This window comes from Micromonospora sp. IBSANI012, assembly GCF_052814045.1.
This window is the reverse complement of the sequence record NZ_CP199933.1, coordinates 3,387,764-3,408,852: the sequence shown is the minus strand read 5'-3', so window position 1 is coordinate 3,408,852 and position 21,089 is coordinate 3,387,764. Positions and strand designations below refer to the sequence as shown.

18 protein-coding genes are annotated in these 21,089 nt (G+C 72.9%); 8 read left to right on the top strand and 10 right to left on the bottom strand.

Features of this window, described 5'->3' with window-relative positions:
* Positions 1-113: 113 nt before the first annotated feature.
* The 4 genes from ACTWM8_RS15810 to ACTWM8_RS15795 all read right to left on the bottom strand — a co-directional run bounded on the left by ACTWM8_RS15810 (position 114) and on the right by ACTWM8_RS15795 (position 5,963).
* Positions 114-1,760, bottom strand: coding sequence for a beta-1,3-glucanase family protein (locus ACTWM8_RS15810; RefSeq protein WP_446209685.1), 1,647 nt, complete (start codon positions 1,758-1,760; stop codon positions 114-116).
* A 94-nt stretch (positions 1,761-1,854) separates the two neighbouring features.
* The gene (locus ACTWM8_RS15805) at positions 1,855-3,120 is read right to left on the bottom strand and encodes a family 16 glycosylhydrolase (RefSeq protein ID WP_446209684.1); all 1,266 of its coding nucleotides are present in this window, start codon (positions 3,118-3,120) and stop codon (positions 1,855-1,857) included.
* A 121-nt stretch (positions 3,121-3,241) separates the two neighbouring features.
* Entirely contained in the window at positions 3,242-4,786 is a 1,545-nt protein-coding gene (locus ACTWM8_RS15800; protein WP_446209683.1) for a ricin-type beta-trefoil lectin domain protein, read from the bottom strand.
* Between the two features lie 169 nt (positions 4,787-4,955).
* Positions 4,956-5,963 (bottom strand): GGDEF domain-containing protein, encoded by a 1,008-nt coding sequence (locus ACTWM8_RS15795; protein ID WP_446209682.1) that lies wholly within the window; start codon positions 5,961-5,963, stop codon positions 4,956-4,958.
* A 321-nt stretch (positions 5,964-6,284) separates the two neighbouring features.
* Here ACTWM8_RS15795 and ACTWM8_RS15790 point away from each other — a divergent pair, with 321 nt between their 5' ends.
* The 3 genes from ACTWM8_RS15790 to ctaD all read left to right on the top strand — a co-directional run bounded on the left by ACTWM8_RS15790 (position 6,285) and on the right by ctaD (position 11,300).
* Positions 6,285-8,504: a molybdopterin oxidoreductase family protein gene (locus tag ACTWM8_RS15790; protein WP_446209681.1), complete on the top strand. Its 2,220-nt coding sequence runs from the start codon at positions 6,285-6,287 to the stop codon at positions 8,502-8,504.
* A 65-nt stretch (positions 8,505-8,569) separates the two neighbouring features.
* Positions 8,570-9,196, top strand: a complete 627-nt coding sequence (locus ACTWM8_RS15785; RefSeq protein ID WP_446209680.1) for a TetR/AcrR family transcriptional regulator — start codon at positions 8,570-8,572, stop codon at positions 9,194-9,196.
* 109 nt (positions 9,197-9,305) lie between these two features.
* The gene (ctaD, locus tag ACTWM8_RS15780) at positions 9,306-11,300 is read left to right on the top strand and encodes an aa3-type cytochrome oxidase subunit I (RefSeq protein ID WP_446209679.1); all 1,995 of its coding nucleotides are present in this window, start codon (positions 9,306-9,308) and stop codon (positions 11,298-11,300) included.
* A 90-nt stretch (positions 11,301-11,390) separates the two neighbouring features.
* Here the strand turns inward: ctaD and msrA are convergent, their stop codons facing one another.
* The 3 genes from msrA to ACTWM8_RS15765 all read right to left on the bottom strand — a co-directional run bounded on the left by msrA (position 11,391) and on the right by ACTWM8_RS15765 (position 12,676).
* Positions 11,391-11,909, bottom strand: coding sequence for a peptide-methionine (S)-S-oxide reductase MsrA (gene msrA / locus ACTWM8_RS15775; protein ID WP_446209678.1), 519 nt, complete (start codon positions 11,907-11,909; stop codon positions 11,391-11,393).
* Positions 11,910-12,071: 162 nt separating this feature from the next.
* Complete coding sequence (locus ACTWM8_RS15770) at positions 12,072-12,362, bottom strand: hypothetical protein (protein WP_346533974.1); 291 nt, start codon at positions 12,360-12,362, stop codon at positions 12,072-12,074.
* Positions 12,356-12,676: a hypothetical protein gene (locus ACTWM8_RS15765; RefSeq protein ID WP_446209677.1), complete on the bottom strand. Its 321-nt coding sequence runs from the start codon at positions 12,674-12,676 to the stop codon at positions 12,356-12,358. Before ACTWM8_RS15765 ends, ACTWM8_RS15770 begins: the two co-directional genes overlap by 7 nt.
* Positions 12,677-12,925: 249 nt before the next feature.
* On the opposite strand from ACTWM8_RS15765, the gene hflX reads away from it, so the two are divergent.
* The 3 genes from hflX (at position 12,926) to ACTWM8_RS15750 (ending at position 15,113) form a co-directional block, all read left to right on the top strand.
* Entirely contained in the window at positions 12,926-14,077 is a 1,152-nt protein-coding gene (gene hflX / locus ACTWM8_RS15760; RefSeq protein ID WP_446209676.1) for a GTPase HflX, read from the top strand.
* Between the two features lie 132 nt (positions 14,078-14,209).
* Positions 14,210-14,800 carry a hypothetical protein gene (locus ACTWM8_RS15755; RefSeq protein WP_446209675.1) on the top strand — a complete coding sequence of 197 codons (591 nt, stop codon included), beginning with the start codon at positions 14,210-14,212 and terminating at the stop codon, positions 14,798-14,800.
* A 55-nt stretch (positions 14,801-14,855) separates the two neighbouring features.
* A complete protein-coding gene (locus tag ACTWM8_RS15750) occupies positions 14,856-15,113 on the top strand; it encodes a hypothetical protein (protein WP_446209674.1) in 258 nt (85 codons plus the stop codon).
* A 111-nt stretch (positions 15,114-15,224) separates the two neighbouring features.
* On the opposite strand, the gene ACTWM8_RS15745 is transcribed toward ACTWM8_RS15750, so the two are convergent.
* Positions 15,225-16,118 (bottom strand): sigma-70 family RNA polymerase sigma factor, encoded by an 894-nt coding sequence (locus tag ACTWM8_RS15745; RefSeq protein ID WP_446209673.1) that lies wholly within the window; start codon positions 16,116-16,118, stop codon positions 15,225-15,227.
* Between the two features lie 167 nt (positions 16,119-16,285).
* Between ACTWM8_RS15745 and ACTWM8_RS15740 the strand changes: the two genes are divergently transcribed.
* The gene (locus ACTWM8_RS15740) at positions 16,286-16,732 is read left to right on the top strand and encodes a carboxymuconolactone decarboxylase family protein (protein WP_446209672.1); all 447 of its coding nucleotides are present in this window, start codon (positions 16,286-16,288) and stop codon (positions 16,730-16,732) included.
* Between the two features lie 198 nt (positions 16,733-16,930).
* On the opposite strand, the gene ACTWM8_RS15735 is transcribed toward ACTWM8_RS15740, so the two are convergent.
* Together ACTWM8_RS15735 and ACTWM8_RS15730 are read right to left on the bottom strand one after the other, a co-directional pair.
* Positions 16,931-17,380 carry a VOC family protein gene (locus ACTWM8_RS15735; protein ID WP_446214569.1) on the bottom strand — a complete coding sequence of 150 codons (450 nt, stop codon included), beginning with the start codon at positions 17,378-17,380 and terminating at the stop codon, positions 16,931-16,933.
* A 52-nt stretch (positions 17,381-17,432) separates the two neighbouring features.
* Positions 17,433-17,657: a hypothetical protein gene (locus tag ACTWM8_RS15730; RefSeq protein ID WP_446209671.1), complete on the bottom strand. Its 225-nt coding sequence runs from the start codon at positions 17,655-17,657 to the stop codon at positions 17,433-17,435.
* 406 nt (positions 17,658-18,063) lie between these two features.
* Between ACTWM8_RS15730 and ACTWM8_RS15725 the strand changes: the two genes are divergently transcribed.
* Positions 18,064-21,060, top strand: a complete 2,997-nt coding sequence (locus ACTWM8_RS15725; protein ID WP_446209670.1) for an ATP-binding protein — start codon at positions 18,064-18,066, stop codon at positions 21,058-21,060.
* Positions 21,061-21,089: the final 29 nt, after the last annotated feature.

Sequence of the window (21,089 nt, the reverse complement as noted above, 5' to 3'; positions counted from 1 at the left end):
GAGCCCACATCGGAGCGGACCGGCAGGGATGGTCGACGCCGGGCGGTCGCGCAAAGGTGGTGGCGGCGGCGGCCAGGGGTCGGCCGCCGCCGCCGGATCGCGGGAGGCCGCCGTCAGCCGCGATGCCACTTCTGGTTCGCGCCGCCGGTGCACTCCCAGAGCTGGAGCACCGCGTCGTTGTTCGGGTTCCAGCCGGCGATGTCCACGCACTTGTTCGCCTGGGGGTTGACCAGGTCACCCGCCGCGCTGAGCACGAACTGCTGGGCGGGGTTGCCGGAGCAGGTCGCGATCTGGATGGCGGCGCCGTTGGCGGTGGCACCCCAGGCGACGTCCATGCACTTGTTGTTCTGGGTGCGCAGGGTGCCGTTGACGAACTCCCAGCGCTGGTTCGTGCCGCCGTGGCAGTCCCAGACGATGAGCCGCTGGCCGTCGGCGAAGTTCCAGTTGGGCACGTCGACGCACTTCTGGTGCCAGTTGCTGACCACCAGGTCGCCCGTGGCCGGCGGAGTGGTCGGCGGCGGTCCGGTCGGGCCGCCGGCGCCGAACGGCGTCAGGGTGATGGCGGCCGAACGGGGATCGCCGCTGTGCACCAGCGACTCGAAGCCGCCGACGTCGTCGTAGGCGAAGCCGTACGCCTTACCGTCGGCCATGTTGGCGTGGATGATGCGGGAGTAGTGGTTCGGGGCGCTGTTCTTGTAGAAGCTGGCGGCGTCGAGCCGGGGCTCGGTGTCGAACTGGCCGAGGGTGCCGCGGTTCAGCGCGGTGCAGAGAGTGCGCTTGATCTCCGGCTCGATGAACGGCGGGGTGTTCGGGGCGTTGAAGACGCCGTCGCAGCCCCACACGTTGCCGGTGGTCGGCCTGGCGACCGTCGCCACCTGGGCGCCGGACGAGTCGGTGAAGACCATGGTGCTGCCGACGGTGCGGCCGAAGAACCGCCGGTTCGGCTCGTTGGTGCGCGGCACGACCGTGAGGGTCCGGCTGGTGTACGCGTTCCACGCCGAGCTGATGTACGAGTCGAGGTAGGCGGGGTCCATCAGGCCGGCGTCCATGGCCTTGCCCGGCGCGAGGACGCGCAGCACGGTGCCGTCGGCGCGGGTGACGACCGAGCGGGCGAAGGCCGGCTGCGCCTTGACGGCGTTGATGACGTTGTTCCGGCCGTTGTTCAGCAGCTCGCCGGTCTTCGTGGTGACGCCGCTGCCGCTGGTGACGGAGACGGCGTGCGGCACGGCGAACTGGTCCACCTGCGAGCTGTTCAACCACAGGCCGGCGTCGTTGTAGGTGAACTCGGACCAGTCGAAGAGGACGTCCCGGTTCGGGTCGCCGGCGGCCCACGGGGCGGGCTGGACGACCCCGTCCGGAGTGAGGCGGAAGTCGAGCTTGCGGCCGAACGAGAAGTACATGCGCCCGGAGATGAAGCGCGGGAAGCGGACGGTGACGCTGCCGCCGTTGGGCGGGCCGGCGATCGACACGTCCGGCGCCGGGGTCGGTGGGATGCCACCGGCGGGCCAGCGGGTGAACGCGCCGGCGGCGTTGACGTAGCCGAGGCCGCCGCCGGGGCGGATGTCGGTGCCCAGGATGTAGAGGTAGACCGCCTCGCTGCGGCCGGTGTTGTTGGCGACGGTGACGGGAAGCAGGTCCGGGCCGACGGCGAGCGCCTGGTTCTGGGTGGCGGTGAGCGTGACGGGTACGGCGAGTACCAGCGCCGCCAGCGCGCCGATGGCGGCGGCGAGTCGTGTCCGGCACGAGCGTCTGTTGGTCACGGGAAACTCCTCGATGGTGGGGACGGGCACCATCTCGTCGAACCGGGTCGCGGCCGGCCGACGAAGGGCGTGGGGGATGGGGGTGCGAACGGGTCTAGGCGCGGGACCACTTCTGGTTGGCGGCGCCGGTGCAGTCCCACAGTTGGAGCTTGCCGCCGTTGGCGGTGACCCGGTCGCGTACGTCGACGCAGCGGTTGGCGCTGAGGTTGACCAGGTCACCCGTGGCGCTGAGGGTGAAGCGCTGGGCCGGGTTGCCGTTGCAGCTCACCAGGTTGACCTCGGTGCCGTTGGCCGTGCCGGCCCAGGCCGGGTCCATGCACTTGCCCATGGCGCGCAGGGTGCCGTCAGCGGCGAAGGTCCACGCCTGCGCGGCGGTGGTGTTGCAGTCCCAGATCTGCAGCTTGGCCCCGTCGACCGGGTTCGCGCCGGGGATGTCGATGCACCGGCCGCTCGCCGCGCCCCTGATCCGGGTGGTCCCCGGTGCCGGTTCGCCGCCACCCGAGGTGTAGCCGGAGACCCGGACGTAGTCCACCAGCATCTGCTGCGGGAACTGGGTCGACGCGTCCGGGTAGCCCGGCCAGTTGCCGCCGACCGCCACGTTCAGGATCATGAAGAACGGGTGGTCGAACACCCAGCGGTTGCCGCCGAGTCGGGCGGGGTCGACGCGGTGGTACTCGACGCCGTCGAGGTACCAGATGATGGAGTTCGGCTCCCAGTCCACCCGGTAGGTGTGGAAGGCGTCGGCGAGCGGCGCGGCGATGGTCCGGCTGCCGGTGATCCCGCCCGCGCCGGAGTAGCCCGGGCCGTGGATGGTGCCGTAGACGGTGTTCGGCTCCCGGCCGATGTTCTCCATGATGTCGATCTCGCCGGCGTTCGGCCAGCCGACGCTGCCCATGTCGTTGCCGAGCATCCAGAACGCCGGCCAGATGCCCTGCCCCCGAGGAATCTTGATGCGGGCCTCGAAGCGGCCGTACGCCTGCGTGAAGGTGGCGGCGGTGAGCAGCCGGGCCGAGGTGTACTCGCACCGGCCGTAGTGGCACTGGTAGTTGGCCGGATTCTCCCGGCGCGCGGTGATGACCAGGTTGCCCTGACCGTCGTGCACCGCGTTGCTCGTGCTGTTGGTGTAGTACTGCCGTTCGTTGTTGCCCCAGCCGCCGCCGCCGATGTCGAAGCGCCACCTGCTCTGGTCGACCGGGGTGCCGGCCGCGGCGTTGAATTCGTCCTGCCAGGTGATGCCGCCGATCGCCGCCTCGGCGGGACGGGAGTCGACCGGTACGGCGAGGGCCACCGTGGCCGCGACGAGCGCGGCGCCGGCGAGGGCGAGCGCGCGTGGCCGGCGGCGGGTGCGGATGGGGAACATGGGACCTCCTGCGGGACGGGCGCGAACCTGTCGTGGGTTCGACGGGGGGAGAAGCGACCGGCGCGGCGCCGGGATCGGTGGGGTGTCGGGGGTGTCCGCCGCGCCGGGGAGAGCGGTGGTGTCAGCCGCGACGCCACTTCTGGTTGGCGGTGCCCGCGCAGTCCCACAGTTGGAGGCGGGCGCCGTCGGAGTTGTTCCAGTCGGTGATGTCGACGCACTTGTTGGCCTGGGGGTTGACCAGGTCGCCGGCGGCGGAGAGGACGAACTGCTGGGCGGGGTTGCCGCTGCAGTTGGCGATCTGGATGGTGGCGCCGTTGGCGGTGGAGCCCCAGGCCACGTCCATGCACTTGTTGTTCTGGGTCCGCAGCGTCCCGCCGGTGAAGGCCCAGGCCTGGGCGCTGGTGCCGTTGCAGGTCCAGGTCTGCAGGGGTACGCCGTCGGAGAAGTTGGAGTTCGGCACGTCGATGCACCGGTTGTTCCAGTTGCTGACGATCCGCTCCCCGCCGCCGGTGGTGACGAGCGACAGCCCGTAGACCCCGAGGATCTCGTTCACCGGCTGGAACCAGGTCGTGCCGCCGGAGGAGCAGTTTCCGGAGCCGCCGGAGGTCACCCCCTGGGCCTGGTTGCCCGAGATCCACGCGCCGCCCGAGTCGCCGCCCTCGGCGCAGGCGTTGCTGCGGCTCAGCCCCGACACGGCTCCCTGCGGGTAGACGACCGTCTCGTTGCGACCGAGGATGGTGCCGCAGCGCCAGCCGGTGGTGCGCCCGGAGCGGCAGACCGAGCTGCCGATGGCCGCGTCCTGCGACCCGGCCACGGTCACGTTGCCCCCGTTGTAGCTGTTGACCCACGGCTGTGGTGTCCAGGAACTGTTGGTGCGCACCCAGGCGTAGTCGTCGCCGGGGAACGACGAGCCGGCGAACGTGCCCTGCGAGACGTTGTTGAAGCCGAGGGTCGGGCTGCCGGCGCGTCCACAGTGGCCGGCCGTGACGAACCCGCCGACGACCGCGAAGCCAACCGAGCACAGGGTGTTGCCGTTGATGACGTACTGGTCGCCGCCGCGGATGTCGTAGAGCGGGTGCGGGGCGGCCGGGGACGTGACCACCCGGACGGCATCGGCGGGAACGCCGCTGGCCCGGACGTACGCGGTGGCCGCGGCGGTGGCGCCGGGTCGGGCCGTCACGACGACGCTGTTGCTGACCACGTCGACGTGCCAGCCGTGAATGTCCCGGGAGTCGGCCCTGGCGCGTCGCCTGTCCAGCGCCCGTTTGACCGCGTCGAGCGCACTCTCGCTGCGGCCGGCGACGGTGACGTCGGCGCCCTCGGCGCGGACCACCGGGGCGAGCGCGGGATCGGTGACGGCCACGGTGAGGCGGTTCCCGTCAGTGGGCAGCCACGCGCCGGCGAAGGCGGGGCCGAGCGTCGCGCGCAGGCGCCGCTCGACCGCCGGGGCGGCGGCCTCGGTGCGCAGGCGGTCGCCCACCTGTGCGGCGGTGAGATTCAGGTCGCGGCGCATCGCGTCGACGAGGTCCGGAGGGAGGTCCGCCGGGGCGGCGCGATAGGTGGGGGCGGTGGTGGCCGGCGGGCCGGCGATGCCCGCCGCCGGCGCCGCGCCGACGAGCAGGAGGGCGGCGGCGAACGAGCCGAGCAGGCGCGGGTGTGGGGGCATGGGGGTCCTCCCGGGGTACGGCGAGGGCGGCGGTGGAGCGGGCGAGAGAGCGCTCTCGCGATGAAGTTTGTCGATGGTTAACAAATCTGTCAAGAAGGTTGCCTATTGTGCGTCCGGACCCGCCCGAGCCCGCTCGGTCAGCCGGCCCGGCGGTGGCCGGCCGGCGGCGTCACGCGCCGACGGTGTCGGTGGACACCAGCCCGTGGCCGTCGAGCGGCCGGTCGCCGCCGCGGCGCCGCTGCTTCACCCGGTAGAGGCGCTGGTCGGCCACGTCCAGCAGGGTCTCGAGCGTGTCCCCGTCGTGCGGGGCGATGGCCGCGCCGATGCTGACGCCGGTGTGCTGGCGTACCGCCGCCTCGATCCGGGCCGCCACCGTCCGTACCATCGCCTCGTCGGCGTCGCTGAGGACGACCACGAACTCGTCGCCGCCGACCCGGGCGACGGCGTCCTCGGGGCGCAGCACCTCCCGCGTCGCCGCCACCGTCCGCTTCAGCAGCTCGTCGCCGGCGGCGTGCCCGAGGCGGTCGTTGACGCTCTTGAAGTCGTCGAGATCCAGGCAGAGCATGGCCGGGCCGGCGCGACCGCACCGGCGGAACAGGTGCTGGGTGAAGTCCGCCAGGCCGCGCCGGTTCAGGGCGCCGGTCAACGGGTCCAGCGCCGCCAGGGCGCGCAGCTGGGACCGCTGCCGCGCCAGCTTCCGGGTCTGGGTGGAGCAGACCGAGATCAGGACCAGCATGCCCGCCATGTAGAGGAAGACGTGGCCGGGCCGCGTCGGTTGCCCGAGAACGGCCACGGCGAGGTACGACGCGAGCAGGAGCGCCTCCAGCGCCATCATCAGCCGCAGGTGCGGGGTGTAGCTGGCCACGAACACCGTGGTGGTCACGAACCCCAGGGCGGCCGGTGAGGCGGCCCCGCCGTCCCAGTACGCGCCGAGCGCCGCCATGGCGATGGTGACCAGCAGGATGGTGAACGAGACCCGGTAGCCGGCGGCCTTCGTGGTCACCGTCCGCGCCGCCCAGATGCCGACGGCGCCGGACACCATCCCGCAGCTGTAGGCGGTGAGCATCAGGGGCCGGTTCGGCTCACCGGTCGTCATCAGGCAGTAGAGGACGGCGATGCCGTGCGAGACGACGTGCAACGCCGCGGTGAGCAGCATCCTTCGCCGGCGCTCGTTCACTCCGCCCACCGCACCCTGACGACGGCTCCTGGGGAGGCAGCAGCACGAGCGGTCGGGGTGGCCATGCCGGTGGTACGTGTCCAGGCCGCTGCGCGGACAGGCCCTGCCACTTCGACATTCAATGATGTGGGTTACATCACCGTCAATACCCGAATCGGCCCATCTGCCCAGGCCAGCGGGCGGGTGCCCGAATTCCGCCGGCCGCGGCACTGTGCGTGCCCGTCCCGCTGCGCCCCGCGCTGGCCGGTCGCGGGGGATGACAGCCATCCGGCCGCGTGCCACCATACCGACCAGTCGGTATTTCATCGAAGGGGGCCCGCGATGCCGGGAACGACCGCGACGCGTACCGCGTACCGCACCTGTCCGCTCTGCGAGGCGACCTGCGGGCTGACCCTGACCATCGCCGACGACCGGGTGACGCACGCCCGGGGCGACCGTGAGCACGTCTTCAGCCACGGCTTCGTCTGCCCGAAGGGAGCCGCGTTCCCGCAGCTCTTCGCCGACCCGGACCGCCTGCGTCGACCGCTGCTGCGGGTCGATGGCGCGCTGCGCGAGGTGGGCTGGGACGAGGCTTTCGCCGCCGTCGAGGCCGGCCTGACCGCCGCCCGAGCCGGCGGCCGCGACGCGGTCGCCGCCTACCTCGGCAACCCCACCGTGCACACGATGGCCGGCGGGCTCTACGCCGGCCCCCTCCTGCGGGCGCTCGGCACCCGCAACGTCTTCACCGCCAGCACGGTCGACCAGATGCCCAAGCACGTCTCCTCCGGCTACCTGTACGGCGACCCCAACGCCATCCCGGTACCCGACCTCGACCGCACCGACCTGCTGGTGCTGCTCGGCGCCAACCCCTGGGAGTCCAACGGCAGCCTCTGCACCGCGCCCGACTTCCCGGGCCGGCTGCGGGCGTTGCAGGCACGCGGCGGCCGGTTCCTGGTCGTCGACCCCCGGCGCACCCGCACCGCCGCGGCCGCCGACGAGCACCTGACCATCCGGCCCGGCACCGACGCGCTGCTGCTCTTCGCCCTCGTGCACACGCTCTTCGACGAGAACCTGGTCCGGCTCGGCCGGCTGGCGGACCACGTCACCGGCCTGGACGACGTCCGGGAGCTGGCCACCGCGTTCGCGCCCGAGCGGGTGGCCGACCGGTGCGCGGTGCCCGCGCCGCGCATCCGGCGCCTCGCCCGGGAACTGGCGGATGCCCCCACCGCCGCCGTCTATGGACGCGTCGGCACCTGCACGGTCGCGTTCGGCACGCTGACCAGCTGGCTGGTCGACGTGGTCAACGTGCTGACCGGCAACCTCGACCGGCCCGGCGGGGCGATGTTCCCGCTCGCCGCCCACCAGCGGACCCGGGCCGCCGGCCCCGGCAAGGGGTTCCGCACCGGGCGCTGGGCCAGCCGGGTGCGGGGCCTGCCCGAGGTCAAGGGCGAGCTGCCGGTCGCCACCCTCGCCGACGAGATCGAGACGCCGGGGGAGGGCCGGATCCGGGCGTTGATCACCATCGCCGGCAACCCGGTGCTGTCCACCGCCAACAGCGACCGGCTGGACCGCGCGCTCGCCTCGCTCGACTTCATGGTCAGCGTCGACCCGTACCTGAACGAGACCACCCGGCACGCGGACGTCGTGCTGCCGCCACCCGATCCCGCCCGCGCCGGCCACTACGACTTCGCGTTCCTCACCCTGGCCGTGCGCAACGTGGCGAGCTACTCGCCGCCCGTCCTGCCGATGGCGTCCGACAGCCTCGACGAGTGCGACATCCTCGCCCGGCTCACGCTGATCGCCGCCGGGCAGGGCGCCGACGCCGACCCGGCGGGGCTGCACGAGCAGCTGCTCGGCCAGGTGCTCGCCGACGCCGCCGAGACACTGGACCGGCCGGCGGACGAACTGCGGGCGCTGGTCGCCGGGGACCGGCCGGCCGAACGCCTGCTCGACGCGCGGCTGCGGCTCGGCGCGTACGGCGACCGGTTCGGACAGCGACCGGACGGGCTGTCCCTGACCCGGCTGCTCGACCACCCGCACGGCGTCGACCTCGGGCCGCTGCGACCGCGGCTGCCGGAGGTGCTGCGCACCCCGAGCGGCACCGTCGAGCTGTGCCCGCCGCCGATCGCCGCCGACGTGGCCCGGCTGCGCGACGCCCGCGACGCGCCCCCGGAGGGCTTCGTCCTGGTCGGGCGCCGGCACCTGCGGTCCAACAACAGCTGGATGCACAACGTGCCGGCGTTGGTGAAGGGCCGCGACCGCTGCACCCTGCAGGTGCACCCGGAGGACGCGGCGAAGCTCGGGCTGGCTGCCGGGGAGGACGCCCGCGTCACCTCGCGGGTCGGCTCGCTCGTGGTGGCCGTGGAGGTCACCCCCGACACCATGCCGGGCGTGGTCAGCCTGCCGCACGGGTGGGGCCACGACGTGCCCGGCACCCGGCAGGCGGTGGCCCGCGCCCACGCCGGCGTGAACAGCAACGTGCTCACCGACGAGACGGCCGTCGACCCGCTCTCCGGAAACGTCGTGCTCAACGGCATCCCGGTGCGGGTCCAGCCGGCCTGATCGGCGGCGCCTTGCGTACGCTGGCGCACCGGGCCGGCGGGCGGTCGGGAAGGGCGGGAGCAGCGGTGGGTCGGACGGGCGACGGGGAGGCGCTGCCGCAGCGGCTGCTGGCGGTCGCCACCAGGCTGTTCGCGGAGAAGGGCTTCGAGAAGACCTCGGTTCAGGAGATCGTCGAGGCCGCCGGGGTCACCAAGGGCGCGATGTACCACTACTTCGCCGCCAAGGACGACCTGCTCCAGGAGATCTACCAGCGGCTGCTGCGCATGCAGCGCGAGCGCCTGGAGGCCATCATGGCCCGCGACCAGCCGGTGGCGCTGCGGCTGCGGGCCGCCGCCGCCGACGTGGTGGTCACGGCGATCGCCAACCTGGACGACGCCACGATCTTCCTGCAGTCGATGCACCTGCTCTCGGCCGACCGCCGGCGCGCGGTGCGGGCGGCCCGCCGGGAGTACCACGAACGCTTCCGTGAGCTGGTGGAGGAGGGCCAGCGCGCCGGGACGTTCCGCGCCGACGTCCCGGCCGACCTGGCCGTCGACTACTTCTTCGGCGCGGTGCACCACCTCGGCGCGTGGTTCCGCACCGACGGCCGGCTCACCGCCGAGCAGGTCGGCGCGCACTTCGCCGACCTGCTGCTCTCCTCGCTGCGCCCGGACCCGCCCGCCGACCCGCGGCCCTCCCGCGAGCAGGGCTGACCACGCGGGGCGATCACCGGTGGGGCGTATTCCCGTAACGGCCCGTCGGTGACCTGTCGGTTATGTAAGGGTTTGCGGAGCCAGCCGTGCTCATCGCATCGAGGTCGCCATGCCGAAGCAGACAACGCCTCCGAGCCCACCGCCCGCGCAACCGGCGATCCTGGCTCCGGCGCAGTTCGGCAGCTTTCCCGGGCCGATGCGGCCGGCCCTGCCGGGCAACGCGCTGCTCAGGCTGCTGCGGACCACCGACGCCAAGCAGATCGGCCTGCTCTACCTCGTCTCGTCGTTCTTCTTCTTCATCGCCGCCGGCCTCGAGGCGCTGCTCATGCGCGCGGAGCTGGCCCGGCCGGGCCTGCAGCTGTTGTCGCCGGAGCAGTACAACCAGCTGTTCACCTCGCACGGCACGATCATGATGTTCCTGTTCGCCACCCCGCTCGCCTTCGCCTTCGGCAACTACCTGGTGCCGTTGCAGATCGGCGCGCCCGACGTGGCGTTCCCCCGGCTGAACGCTCTGGCCTACTGGCTCTACCTGTTCGGCGGGTTGATGGTGCTGGGCTCCTTCATCACCCCCCAGGGCGCAGCCGACTTCGGCTGGACGGCCTATCCGCCGCTGAGCCAACAGGAACACTCGCCCGGCGTCGGGGGGAACGTCTGGGTCGTCGGCCTGGTGCTGTCCGGTGTCGGCACCATCCTGGGGTCGGTCAACCTGATCACCACGACCCTGACCCTGCGCGCCCCCGGCATGACGATGTGGCGGATGCCCCTGTTCACCTGGGCGATGTTCATCACCGCGCTGATGGCGATCGTCGTCTTCCCGCTGCTGTCGGCCACCCTGCTCGGGCTGCTGTCAGACCGTCTCCTGAACAGCCACGTCTACGACTCCGGCCACGGTGGGCCAATTATCTACCAGCATCTGTTCTGGTATTTCGGCCATCCCGAGGTCTACATCGTCGCCCTGCCGTTCTTCGGGATCATCAGCGAGGTCATCCCGGTCTTCTCCCGCAAACCGTTGTTCGGTTACAAGGGCATGGTCCTCGCGCTGTGGGTGATCTTCTTCTACTCGCTGAACGTCTGGGCCCACCACATGTTCGCCACCGGCCAGGTCCTGCTGCCGTTCTTCTCCGCCACCACCTTCATCATCGCCGTACCGACCGGGGTGAAGTTCTTCAACTGGATCGGCACCATGTGGAAGGGGCAGATCACCTTCGAGACGCCGATGCTGTTCGCCGTCGGCTTCCTGGTGACGTTCCTGTTCGGCGGCCTCACCGGCGTGTTGCTGGCCAGCCCGCCCGTCGACTTCCATGTCCATGACAGCTACTTCGTCGTCGGGCACTTCCACTACGTGCTCTTCGGCACCATCGTCTTCGCCGCCTTCGCCGGGGTCTACTTCTGGTTCCCGAAGATGACGGGGCGGCTGCTCGACGAGCGGCTCGGCAAGATCCACTTCTGGACGATGTTCACCGGCTTCCACCTGACCTTCCTGGTGCACCACTGGCTGGGCAACGAGGGCATGCCCCGCCGGTACGCCGACTACCTGCCCCAGGACGGCTTCACCACCCTGCACACCGTCTCGACAGTCGGGTCCTTCATCCTCGGCGCGTCGACCCTGTTCTTCATCTACAACATCTGGCAGTCCTGGCGCTTCGGGGCCGTCGTGGCGGTGGACGACCCCTGGGGGTACGGCAACTCGCTGGAATGGGCCACGACCTCCCCGCCTCCACTGCGCAACTTCGACCGGATGCCCCGGATCCGCTCCGAGCGGCCCGCCTTCGACCTCAAGTACGGCGAGTACGTCGCCGACCTCGGCCGGGACCTGCCGCAGCGCGCCGCGCGACCACCGCAGACCCTGGCCGACGAAATGCACCACGAGCGCCGTGCTGTGCCGCCTCCGACCCTCGAAGGAGCCCGGGGCGCCGCGGAGGTGACAAGCCACCGGCCGCCGCCCGATTCCGGGGCACGGCCCGTCGAGGTGCCCACCCCCGAACACATCCGCCGTCCCAGCTTCGAGGAGGCGCGCGAGGCGAACGAGAATCCCCTCGACTCGCAGCGGGGGGAGGAGCAGGCTCCGCCGGAGTGGCGCGATCCCGGTGAGTCCGACCGGTGACGGTGATGTCGGGCCGGCCGCGCCCGTCGCGCCGCGCCGCTGCCGCCGCGCCCGTCGTTCGCCTGCCGGCCGCGCGAACGGAGCCGGCCACTACGCGGCCTTCCCCCCTCGACGGGGGAGCTTCCAGTCCGGCCGAGGGAAGTGGCAGGTGTAACCACCGGGATTGCGCTCCAGGTAGTCCTGGTGTTCCGGCTCGGCCTCCCAGAACGGGCCGGCGGGGGTGACCTCGGTGACCACCTTGCCCGGCCACAGGCCGGAGGCGTCGACGTCGGCGATCGTGTCCTCCGCGACCTGCCGCTGCTGCTCGTCGGTGTAGAAGATGGCCGACCGGTAGCTGACTCCCACGTCGCCGCCCTGACGATTCTTCGTGGTCGGGTCGTGGACCTGGAAGAAGAACTCGAGAAGATCCCGGTAGGGCAGCTCCTCGGGGTCGTAGACGATCTCGATCGCCTCGGCATGGGTGCCGTGGTTGTCGTAAGTGGCGTTCGGCACGTCCCCGCCGGTGTATCCGACCCTGGTGGCGAGCACGCCAGGGCGTTTCCGGATGAGATCCTGCATTCCCCAGAAGCAGCCGCCGGCCAGGATCGCCTTCTCCGTCGTCTCGCTCATCGCGCTGCCCTCCGGTGCGGGTGCTCGTGCTCGTACCTCGGGACCCTGTGCGTCCTGCTGGCGACCGTGGCCTTCCCGTTCCCGCTGCCACCATGCCGACCGACGAGAACCTGGCGGCCGGTACGGGCGACCCGCGCCGTGCCGGGCGGGCTTCCCGCCGGATCAGCAGAACCAGCCGTCCTGGACCCAGCCGTGGCGGTTGATGTGCCCGTAGGCGAACCCGTAGACGTAGCCGCCGCTGCGCGGGCCCTCGACCAGGAAGGTCTGGCCCTGGTAGAGGGTGCCCATCCAGGCGCCGTTGGGCTGGGTGCGGACGAACAGGTCGGCGGCGCAGACCGTCTCGCGCTGCCCGATCGTGCCGGTGTCGGCGTGTGCCGCGGCCGGCGCGGCGACGAGGGCGACGGTTCCCGCCAGCACGGTCGCCACCGCGCGGGCGACGGATCGGCTCACCATGAGTCGTACCCCCCGATGCACTCGATGCGCAGGTAGCCCCAGTCGTTGGGGCCGAAGTCGAAGGTCGCGGCCCAGCCGTTGTAGACCGGGTGCGCCCCGGGCGTGTGGCCGATCTTGTTGCCGTAGGGCAGGACCCGCTTCAGGCCGTAGGGGCCGCTGACCGAGTCGTAGTTGTCGTAGAAGCTGGCGCTCTGGCAGATGACCACGGCGTGCCGGGGCACCACCGGATCGGCCTGCGCCGGCACGGCGCCGAGCGTGGCCACCGCGGTGCCGATGGTCAGGGCGGCGACTCCGTGCAGGATTCGTCGGGGCATGCCTACCTCCCGTCGCTGCGAAGACAATTGCCAGCCACGGTATCAAGAACGTCAATATATGTCGATGTCCACTCATCGACGGTCGTCGCTCATCCATGGCCTCATGCGGACACCTGTGACCGGATGTCCTGCCTGGCGTGGTTCGGACCCGGGTGCGACAGGACGCCCGGGGTGGACGCGGCGTCGGCGGCATGGTCGGCGGCGGCCAGGGTAGGCCGCAGTCCGGCGAGAGGTGAGGTGAGGTGGACGATGGCGGGTACCTGGTTGCTGGGTGCGGGAGCCGAGACCTCCCGGCAACGGCCGACGGCGGTGCTGGTCGCGGTGCGCGAGGACGACGGCGCCGGCGGCAACGGCCCCGGCAGTGAGGTGTCCCTGGAGGAGCTGCGCCGGCTCGCCGACACCGACGGCCTCAACGTCGCCGACGCGGTGGTGCAGCACCGCCCCAAGCCGGATCCCGCCACCTTCCTGGGCTCCGGAAAGGTCGACGAGCTGGCCGCCGCCACCGAACGCGCCGGGGCCGAGCTGGTCATCGCCGACGGCGAGCTGAGCCCCGGCCAGGTGCGGAACCTGGAGGAACGGGTCGGGGTACGGGTGGTGGACCGCACCGCGCTGATCCTGGACATCTTCGCCGAGCACGCCCGCACCAGCGAGGGCCGGGTGCAGGTGGAGCTGGCGCAGATCGCGTACCAGCTGCCCCGGCTGCGCGGCGACGGCCGGTCGATGTCCCGCGTCGGTGGTGGCCGGGTCGCCGGCGGCGCCGGCATCGGTGTGCGTGGACCGGGTGAGATGCGGCTGGAGACCCAACGTCGAACGCTGCGCCAGCGGGCCACCCGGCTGCGGCGCAACGCCGGCGAGCTGGCCCGGCGGCGGGAACGCACCCGGGGCCGACGGGCCCGCAACCAGATCCCCTCGGTGTCGATCACCGGGTACACCAACGCCGGGAAATCCGCCCTGCTCAACCGCCTCACCGGCGCGGACGCCCAGGTGCAGGACGTCCTCTTCGCCACCCTCGACCCGACGGTACGGCGGATCAGCACCGGCGAGCTGACCTACACCGTCACCGACACCGTGGGTTTCGTCCGGCACCTGCCGCACCAACTGGTCGACGCGTTCCGCTCGACGCTGGACGAGGTCAGCCGCAGCGACCTGGTGATGCACGTGGTGGACGCGTCCGCGCCCGACGCGTTCGGCCAGATCACCACGGTGCACGGCGTGCTGCACGAGATCGGCGCGGGCCAGGTGCCGGAACTGCTGGTGCTCAACAAGATCGACATTGCGCCGCCGGAGTGGGTCGATGCGCTGTGCCGCGCCTACCCGGACGCGGTGCCGGTGTCCGCGCTGACCGGTGCCGGCATCGACGAGCTGCGCCGGACGCTGGCCCGCCGCCTGGCCGGGCGCTGACCGCTCGGCGGCAGCCCCGCGCTGGGCGAGCTGTCCCGGAGATCGGTGGTCGGGAACACCGGGTGGCGACCCCGGCGAAAGTGCTTCAATCGGGACGAAGGGCAACGAGCCCGCGGAGCGGAGGAGTGCGGGATGCAGCTGACCGCGACCGACAACCCCGCCGTCGCCCAGGCCGTCCATGACGTCGGCTCCGCGCTGTGGTTCGGCGGCACCGTCATGGGCGTCGCCGGCGTCAACAAGTCCGGCAGCGACCTGCAGCAGGGCATCGACCGGATCCGGGTCGCCGAGTCCGCCTGGAGCCGGTTCAGCCCGGTGCAGTGGCTCGGCATCGGTGCGACCATGCTCGCCGGGCTGCGGCTGACCCAGGTCGGCGGACGCCGCACCGCCCTGCAGAAGGGATTCGGCACGGTGGGCGCGCTGAAGGCGAGAATCACCGTCGCCGGTGCCGCGGCCACCGCCTACGCGGCCTACTGCGGCAACCGGATCGGTCAGTCGGCCGAGGCGGCGCACCAGCGGGGTGACCGCCTCGAGGTGCACGACGCCACCGTGCCCGCCGCGGGGACGCCAGCCGACATCGCGACGTGGCAGCGGCGCCAGCGCCTGGCGCAGTTCGCCGTGCCGGCGCTGGCCGGCGCAAAGATCGTCTGCGGCTCGTACCTCGTGCAGTCCTACCGGATGGGCGCCACCGGGAAGGGTGTCCTCCGGCGGCTGTTGCCGGACTGACCCGCCGTCATGAGGCCGGCCCCGCGAGGGGCCGGCGGGGGAGAGGAGCGTCGGCATGACCGATGGACCGTTGGACGTGCCGCCGGAGGCCGACGCGGTCGAGCAGCGCCAGCCGCTGCTCGACGAGGGGCAGCCCGACGAGCCGCCGGAACCGCAACCGGACGCCAACGAGGCCGACCTGGCCGAGCAGCGCGCCTCGGTGCCGGGAGAGCACGCGCTGCCGTCGACGTCCCTGCCGGAGGACGCCACCGCCGCCGACGCCCTGGAGCAGCGCCGGGTGGTCGGGCCGGGCGACGAGGACCGCCGGGACTGACCCGGCAGCGCGGGCGCGGCGGTGCGGCCAACCAGGTGACAGCCGTCTGCGCTCACTTCGGCGGTATGCCTGGCCCTACCTGAGCCGGTGCCGGCGGGTCGATCGTCGCGGTCAGCGGGCCTCCGCCGCACCGGGGACGAGGTCCAGCGCGGCCAACTGCGTCGGGTCGGCCACCACCTCGATGCCGATGATCCGGTCGGTGACGATGAAGCTGAGCGCGAGCCGGACCTGTCCGTCGAACACCACCAGCGCACCCGGCGCCCCGTCGACGTACGCGGGTGTGGCGCCCTGCGCCCGGCCGTTGAAGAAGCCGGCGATGACCGCCGAGCCGCGCGCCTCGGGCGTCGAACCCATGGTGGCGGCCACCGGGTCGGCGCGCATCACCACGTGCGGGTCGAGGAGGCTGACCAGATCGTCGAACCGGCCCTCCCGGGAGGCGGCGAGGAACGCCTCGACCACCTGCCGCTGACGGGTCCGGTCCGTCTCGGGGGCGGCGGAGTCCCGCTGCACCCGGCGGCGGGCCCGGCTGGCGATCTGCCGCACGGCGGCGGGGCTGCGGTCGACGACGGGGGCGATCTCGTCGAAGGAGACGGCGAACATGTCGTGCAGCACGAAGACGAACCGTTCGGTCGGCGCGAGGGTGTCCAGGACCACCAGCAACGCCCGGCCGACCGACTCGGTCAGCACGGCCTCCCGCTCCGGGTCGACCGGCTCGGCCGGGTCACCGCCGCCCGCCCCGGCGGGCTCCGGCCCGGCGGTGTCCCACGGCTGTTCGGGGCGGACGGCCCGCGCCCGCAGCCGGTCGAGGCAGACCCGGCCGACGGTGGTCGTCAGCCACCCGGGCAGGTTGTCGATGGCGTCGACGTCCGCCCGGCTCAGTCGCAGCCAGGTGTCCTGAACGGCGTCCTCGGCCTCGGCGTCCGAGCCCAGCATCCGCTGGGCCACCGCCCGCAGCCGCGACCGGTTCTCCTCGAAGCGTCGGGCCAGCAGGTCCGTGTCGCGCATGCTCTCTCCACCCGTCCGCCGCCGGCAGGGTGACTGTGACCGCCGCCACATCTGTCACGCCGCCGGGCCGGCCGCCGACATCCCTGTGACGAACCGGGACGCCGCCTCGCGGCGCACGCCGGGCAGCCTAACAGGACAGGACGGATCACATGATCAACGAGCCGCGCATGACCAACCCCGCCGCCGTGCTGCCGGACGCCGTCAAGGGGATCAACCAGCTCTACAAGGCCGCGCACTCGGCCGGCGTGCCGGGCGGCACGCTGGAGCTGGTGCACCTGCGGGTCAGCCAGATCAACGGGTGCAGCGCCTGTGTCGACTCCGGCGCCCGGTCCGCCCGCAAGGCCGGTGAGACCGAGGAGCGGCTGTTCGCGCTGGCCGCGTGGCGGGAGACCCCGTACTTCACCGACGCCGAGCGGGCCGCGCTCGGGCTCGCGGAGGCCGCCACCCGGCTGGCCGACCGGGCCGACGCAGTACCCGACGACGTCTGGCAGGAGGCGGCCCGGCACTTCGGCGAGCAGGAACTCGCCGCGATCGTGCTCTGGATCGCCACCAGCAACCTGTTCAACCGGCTCAACGCCACCACCCGCCAGCCGGCCCCGCAGGCCTGGGGCTGACCTGCCCGGCGGACCGGACGCGGGCGGCGCCGCCCGCGTCCGGTCCGCGGAAGTAACCGTTGCCTGCGCACCGGGAGGTGCCGGCTGACGATCACCTTCCGCAAACTCCGCCGGCCCTGACCCGCGGCGCCCGCCCGCCCCGGCACGCGGACGGGCCGCGACGGTGGCGGGCCGGCGACCCTCCCGCCGCGACACCCGTCAGACGACGCAGAACTCGTTGCCCTCGGGATCGGCCAGGACCACGGCGTAGTAGTCCATCGCCGGCTCGTCCATCGTCCGCAGGATCGTGGCGCCCGCCCGGACGGCCCGGTCGACCACCGCGTCGACCCGCTCGGTGCGCAGCTTCAGGTCGACTGTGCGGCCGCCGCCGACCTTGAGATCGAGGTGGACGCGGTTCTTGGTCACCTTGGGCTCGGGCACCCGCTGGAACCAGATGCGTGGCCCCCGGCCGGTTGGGTCGACGACCGACTCCGGGGTGTCACCGGCCCCCTCGGGCAACTCCTCCGCCGGCACGCCCGTCGCCGCCCAGAAGTCCCGCCAGGTGCGGTGGCCGCCCGGCGGTGGCTCCGGCACGTAGCCCAGCGCCTCGGCCCAGAACGCGACCATCCGGCGGGGGTCGGCGCAGTCGATCGTCACCTGCAGTGTCATCTCCACGGCGGGAGCATCGCAGCCGGATACGACAGGTGCCGCCGTGGCGGGGTCAGCTCCCGAGCCGGTGCTGGTAGACCCGCTGGCGGGCGCCGCTGACGAAGAGTCGCAGCTCGCCGCCGTAGCCCACCGCTTCCGGCGTCTCCCGCGCACCCCAGGGTGCCGGCACAGCCGTCCACGTCGACCACGTGCCGGTGGTCAGGGTGTAGCGGGTCAGCCGGACCCGGCCGGCACTACGGACGAACACGTGCAGGTCGCCGCCGTGGACGGCGCCCACGCCGGGAAGGGGATGCGCATAGGAGTGTTCACGTCCCGCCACCGCACCCGGTCACCCGAGGAGATGGCCTTCGTCACACGGTCACCCGAACCGCGCCCGTGTCTTGCGGGCCGCCGTCGCGACACCTGGTCGCCCGCTCGCCGGGGACCCGGGGCGGCGGTAGCCTGGGGCCTTGCTCCGGCCCGGGGGTCATTTCCCCTGCTCGGCGGTGGCATCAGGGTCGGGCGATCGAGGGGGCGTGGGTGCCGGAGCGGGGCGGCTGGCGGTCGGCGGCGAACGGCCGGGCGGTGCGCCGTCCCACCTCGGGCGCCGCGCCCCGACCGGGCGCGCGACCCCCGTCCCCGGGCGCCGAGGTTCGGCGGGCCCGGCGACGGGGTACGGGCACGGCGATGAGGTGTACTCGAACGTGACCAGCCCCACTGCGGAGCTGTTCGGCGGCGGCAGCGCCACCGGGCGGCTGATGGCCCGGCTCGACTGGGCGGCCACTCCGCTCGGCCCTGTCCAGTCCTGGCCGCAGAGCCTGCGCGCCGCCGTGCGCATCGTCCTGTCCTCCCGGTACCCGATGCTGCTGCTCTGGGGCGAACAGTTCACCCAGCTGTACAACGACGCCTACTCGGCCCTGATCGGCGACAAGCATCCGGAAGCGCTCGGCGACGACGTCCGGACCACGCTGGCCGAGGGCTGGGACGTGCTCGCGCCGCTGATCCACGATGCGATGGCGACCGGCGTGGCCAGTTGGGTGCCCGCCCTCCAGCTGCTCCTCGACCGGTCCGGCTACCGGGAGGAGGCCTACTTCAGCGTCTCCCACGCCCCGGCCCGTGACGACGACGGCCGTACCGTCGGCGTGTTCACCGTGTGCAGCGAGGTCACCGAGCAGGTGGTCGGGGAACGGCGGCTGGGACTGCTGCGGGACCTCTCGGTGCGCGGCGACGGGCGCACGGTGGACGTCGCCAGCACCTGCGCCCGGCTGGTCGAAGCGATCGGCGGGCACCGGCTGGATGTACCGTTCGCCGCGATCTACCTGCGGGAGGGTACGGCGCTGCACCGGCTGGCCTGCACCGGTGACGGGCCGATGGCGGCGGTGCTGCCCGACGTCGTGGTCGACGGCGACCCGGCCTGGGGACTGTGGGCCGCCGGCGGGGGAGCGACCACCGAGGTCCAAGGGGTCGCCCAGCGGATGACGCTGCCGGCCGGGGCGTTCGACGAGCCGACGGCCACCGCCGTGGCGCTCCCACTGCCCTCCGCGGAGGCCGATCAGCCCCTCGGGGTGCTGGTGGCCGGGGTGAGCCCCAGCCGCGCCCTGGACGAGGCGTACCGGTCGTTCTTCCACCTGCTCGCGCAGCAAGTGGCCGTCGCGGTGCGCAACGCCCGGGCGTACGAGGAGGAACGTCGCCGGGCCGAGGCCCTGGCCGAACTCGACCGCGTCAAGACCAGCTTCTTCACCAACGTCAGCCACGAGTTCCGTACGCCGCTGACGCTGATGCTCGGCCCGCTGACCGACGCCCTCGCCGACGAACGGCACCCGCTGCCACCGGAACAGCGGGAACGGGTGGACACCGCCCGGCGCAACGCCACCCGGCTGCTCACCCTCGTCAACAGCCTGCTGACCTTCTCCAGCCTGGAGGCCGGGCGTGCCCGCAGCCGGGCGCAACAGGTGGACCTGCCGGAGCTGACCGCCGAGCTGGCCGGCGTTTTCCGCTCGGCGATGGAGCGCGCCGGGCTGCGCCTGGAGGTGGACTGCCCGCCGCTGCCCCGGCCGGTGGCGCTCGACCCGGCCAACTGGGAGCGCATCGTCACCAACCTGCTGTCCAACGCGCTGAAGCACACGTTCGTGGGGCGGATCAGCGTCGGGCTGCACGCCCACCCCACCGAGCTGCGGCTGACCGTCGCCGACACCGGCATCGGCATCGCCGAGCAGGAGATGCCCCAGCTCTTCGAGCGCTTCCACCGGGTGGACGGGGCCCGCTCCCGCAGCCACGAGGGCACCGGCATCGGGCTGGCCCTGGTCGGCGAGCTGGCCCGGCTCGAGGGCGGCGACGTCCGGGTGGACAGCCGGGTCGGGCGCGGCAGCACCTTCACCGTCGCGCTGCCCTGGTCGGCGCTGCACCGCGGCACGGACGACACCGTGGCGGCGAGCGACCTCGGTGACACGGCCCGCGCCGCAGTGCAGGAGGCGAGCGGTTGGCTGGTCGACCCCGTCCGGCCCGAGCCGGGCGAGGAGGGATCGGCCGGGACGCTGCCCGACGACGGCCGGCGCGTGCGGATCCTGGTGGCCGACGACAACGCCGACATGCGCGCGTACCTGGCCCGGTTGCTGACCGCACAGGGCTGGCGGGTGGACACGGTCGGCGACGGCCGGCAGGCCCTCGACGCGATCCGGCGGGACCCGCCGGATCTGGTGCTCACCGACGTGATGATGCCCGAGCTCGACGGCTTCGCCCTGGTGCGCACCCTGCGGGGAAAGCCGGACACCCGGGCGCTGCCGGTGGTGGTGCTCTCCGCCCGCGCCGGCGCGGACGCCGCCGTCGAGGGCCTCGACCTCGGCGCCGACGACTACGTGGTCAAGCCCTTCACCGCGGCCGACCTCGTCGCCCGGGTACGGGCCACCCTCGAGGGTGCGCGACGGCGCCTGCGGACACCGGATGCCGAGGACGGCCGTCCGGAGCCGCCGCGGTCGATCCGCCCCACCGGTGCGGCCTCGAGCTCTGCTCCGCCGGCCACCGGCCCGGTCGAGGCCTCCTCCGGCGGGACGGCCCCGGACTCTGTGCGGTCGTCGACCGGTACCGCCGAGGGCACCTCCGCCGAGGTGGCCGCGGATCCTGCACCCGCGGCGGCCAGCACCGCCGACCCGGCCGCGTCCGAAGGAGCCCCGGCCGGCGGCCCGAGCCTTTCTGGCCTGGTGGCCGGCCCGCCAGCCCCGGCCGCCCCCGGCCAGCCGGTAGCGGGCACCCGGCGGACCGCCGTCCCAGCCGGACCGTTCACCACCGTCCGGGTCCCGAACGGCCACGAGACGGCGTCCGTGGTGGAGACCGGATGGAGCTACCCCTCGGAGGCCACCTCCGCCTCAACGATGCGGCGGGACGTGCGGAGCTTGCTGGAGGCGCTGCGCGTGCACCCCGACGTCGTGCAGGACCTCCTGGTGGCCGCGTCCGAGGCGTTCAACAACGCCGTCGAGCACGCGCAGCAGCCGACCCGACCCGAGGTGCGGGTCGGGCTCCAGGTCGGCGCCGGCACCGCCCGGCTCACCGTCCGCGACTTCGGCACCTGGCGGGACCGGCGGTCGGCGATGGACCGCGGCCGCGGCGCCACCCTGATGAACGGCTTCGGCGACGTGCGGCTGATGTCGACCGCTTCCGGCACGACGGTGACCATCGAGCGTCGCCTCACCGACGACCAGGGCTGACCCGGGTACGCGCCAGCCACGGGGCGCAC

What these genes read in the sequence shown, in the direction of transcription:
- ACTWM8_RS15805 (WP_446209684.1), bottom strand. Translation starts at nt 3,120, where the DNA reads ATGTTCCCCATCCGCACCCGCCGCCGGCCACGCGCGCTCGCCCTCGCC.
- ACTWM8_RS15800 (WP_446209683.1), bottom strand. Translation starts at nt 4,786, where the DNA reads ATGCCCCCACACCCGCGCCTGCTCGGCTCGTTCGCCGCCGCCCTCCTG.
- ACTWM8_RS15790 (WP_446209681.1), top strand. Translation starts at nt 6,285, where the DNA reads ATGCCGGGAACGACCGCGACGCGTACCGCGTACCGCACCTGTCCGCTC.
- ctaD (WP_446209679.1), top strand. Translation starts at nt 9,306, where the DNA reads ATGCCGAAGCAGACAACGCCTCCGAGCCCACCGCCCGCGCAACCGGCG.
- msrA (WP_446209678.1), bottom strand. Translation starts at nt 11,909, where the DNA reads ATGAGCGAGACGACGGAGAAGGCGATCCTGGCCGGCGGCTGCTTCTGG.
- ACTWM8_RS15770 (WP_346533974.1), bottom strand. Translation starts at nt 12,362, where the DNA reads ATGGTGAGCCGATCCGTCGCCCGCGCGGTGGCGACCGTGCTGGCGGGA.
- ACTWM8_RS15765 (WP_446209677.1), bottom strand. Translation starts at nt 12,676, where the DNA reads ATGCCCCGACGAATCCTGCACGGAGTCGCCGCCCTGACCATCGGCACC.
- hflX (WP_446209676.1), top strand. Translation starts at nt 12,926, where the DNA reads ATGGCGGGTACCTGGTTGCTGGGTGCGGGAGCCGAGACCTCCCGGCAA.
- ACTWM8_RS15755 (WP_446209675.1), top strand. Translation starts at nt 14,210, where the DNA reads ATGCAGCTGACCGCGACCGACAACCCCGCCGTCGCCCAGGCCGTCCAT.
- ACTWM8_RS15750 (WP_446209674.1), top strand. Translation starts at nt 14,856, where the DNA reads ATGACCGATGGACCGTTGGACGTGCCGCCGGAGGCCGACGCGGTCGAG.
- ACTWM8_RS15745 (WP_446209673.1), bottom strand. Translation starts at nt 16,118, where the DNA reads ATGCGCGACACGGACCTGCTGGCCCGACGCTTCGAGGAGAACCGGTCG.
- ACTWM8_RS15740 (WP_446209672.1), top strand. Translation starts at nt 16,286, where the DNA reads ATGACCAACCCCGCCGCCGTGCTGCCGGACGCCGTCAAGGGGATCAAC.
- ACTWM8_RS15735 (WP_446214569.1), bottom strand. Translation starts at nt 17,380, where the DNA reads ATGACACTGCAGGTGACGATCGACTGCGCCGACCCCCGCCGGATGGTC.